General features: G+C 47.1%; 2 protein-coding genes. Both read right to left on the bottom strand.

Annotated features, from left to right (window positions below; all coding sequences use genetic code 11):
- Positions 1-67: 67 nt before the first annotated feature.
- Positions 68-1,063: an IS110 family transposase gene (locus tag ACQQ5U_RS19350; protein ID WP_437400103.1), complete on the bottom strand. Its 996-nt coding sequence runs from the start codon at positions 1,061-1,063 to the stop codon at positions 68-70.
- 137 nt (positions 1,064-1,200) lie between these two features.
- A complete protein-coding gene (locus tag ACQQ5U_RS19355) occupies positions 1,201-1,584 on the bottom strand; it encodes a hypothetical protein (RefSeq protein ID WP_437400104.1) in 384 nt (127 codons plus the stop codon).
- Between the last annotated feature and the right edge of the window lie 77 nt (positions 1,585-1,661).

Raw genomic sequence — 1,661 nt, forward strand, 5'->3', positions numbered from 1 at the left:
CAAAAAGGATTTCCATGTTAAAAACAAGTCAAAAATGAACAAAGTGAACAATTCGATGATATTGGAATCAAGCGACACTTTTTTGATAAGGCGTTTGCCGTTTTACCACGGCACAGACCCTAAGGACAAGCTTGTTTCGGACATTGTTGAGGACCAACATTTTATTCTTTCCCTCCTCGGCCTTTCTTTCATAGTAGGCCTTCAGGTCGGGATCGTGCCTGACAGCCGCAAGTGCGCACATGTGCAATTGCTTTTTCATCATCTTGTTGGCCATATGGTGCACCCTGGAGCGTTTCTGTATACTGGAACCGGATGTGTGCTCGAAGGGCACAACGCCGCAGTAGCAGGCAAGCTGTTTGGGATTTTCATACCTGGTGAAAAAATTGGTGAAGATGGTGAAGTATAAAGCCGTGAACAGACCTATCCCCGTAACGGACGTCGCCAGTCGCACCGTGGTGTTCAGCCTTTCATCGGAGAGCACAAGGGCCTCTATCTCGCCCTCCATGCGGTGTATCTCGTCATTGAGGCACTTAGTGGTCTTCCTGATGTGCCTTTGGACCAGCTTCCCAAGTTTCGGGTCAAAGGTCTTGAGTTCATTGGGGTGCTTGCCCAAGTCGGCCCTGAACCTGACCAGTTGGTCCCTTACCTTGAGCAGGGCATTGACCTTTTCCAGGATCTCCGGTAACGGCCTGTACAGTTCGATCTCGTTGTGGTTCTTGGCGGCGTACCGTGCGATCCGGATGGCGTCAAGCCTATCGTTCTTGCCGCGTTGTATCCCCAGGCTACGGATGATCCTCAACGACATCTCGACGCAGAAATTGGCCTGTTTTTCCAACAGCCTTGCGATCAACAGCCTACCGTATATCCCAGTATGTTCCAGACAGATCAGGGTGCTTTCCAAGGGTATGCCCCTGTTCTTGAGCAGCCTTATGAACGCCCTAGTGCCCTTTTGTGAATTGTCGAACACGAACGAGGACGTGTCGTCTCCTTCGATAATGGCGGTGTCAAAGGACTTTTTGGATATGTCCACGCCAACAAAATACTTGAAGTCAGATTTTTCCATGATAAAAAAGTTTAAAAAATGAGAGATCCATGAATTAGAGTACAACCGACAACTGAACGATTATCCAATCCCTGATAATAGGCCTTCAAGCCTGAATTTCCATATGATGCAGGCCCAGAAGATGACCGATAAAGCATTTAATCCTTCCTTATAAGTCCTGAACTTTGAAAAGCAATTAATACGTCTTTATCGGTCTGGTTGCCGTCCAATATCATTGAGGTTCCAAGGTAGGCAATACCTGGGTCCTTCTCAATGGACAGCGATATATGTTCTGGTCCTGGGACGATCATAAAAGACCGGTTCCATACCAAGGGGATGGATGTGCTGATATCTGAACCTGTATCGAAACCCTGGACAATAGGCCTTGAAGCCTGAATTTCCATCTGATCCTGTTCAGAGATGACCGATAAAAGGATTTGAAAAGCATAAGTCCTGGACTTTCCTTGCGCGTAATCCTCTTTTATCGGTCGGTGGCCACTTACGGTCACCGAGGGTATTCCCGAGTTAAAGACAACAGTCATTTAAATGACTATAATCTTAAAAGAAAGCTCTATGTAAATGGCCAGCGCTAAACTAAGGGAGAAGCAAGAGGATAGCG

It is taken from the genome of Flagellimonas lutimaris (assembly GCF_051494225.1).
GTDB classification, from domain to species: Bacteria; Bacteroidota; Bacteroidia; order Flavobacteriales; family Flavobacteriaceae; genus Flagellimonas; species Flagellimonas lutimaris_A.

Bases quoted from the DNA above. Each gene is read 5' to 3' on its own strand.
- ACQQ5U_RS19350 (WP_437400103.1), bottom strand. From the start codon at position 1,063: ATGGAAAAATCTGACTTCAAGTATTTTGTTGGCGTGGACATATCCAAA.
- ACQQ5U_RS19355 (WP_437400104.1), bottom strand. From the start codon at position 1,584: ATGACTGTTGTCTTTAACTCGGGAATACCCTCGGTGACCGTAAGTGGC.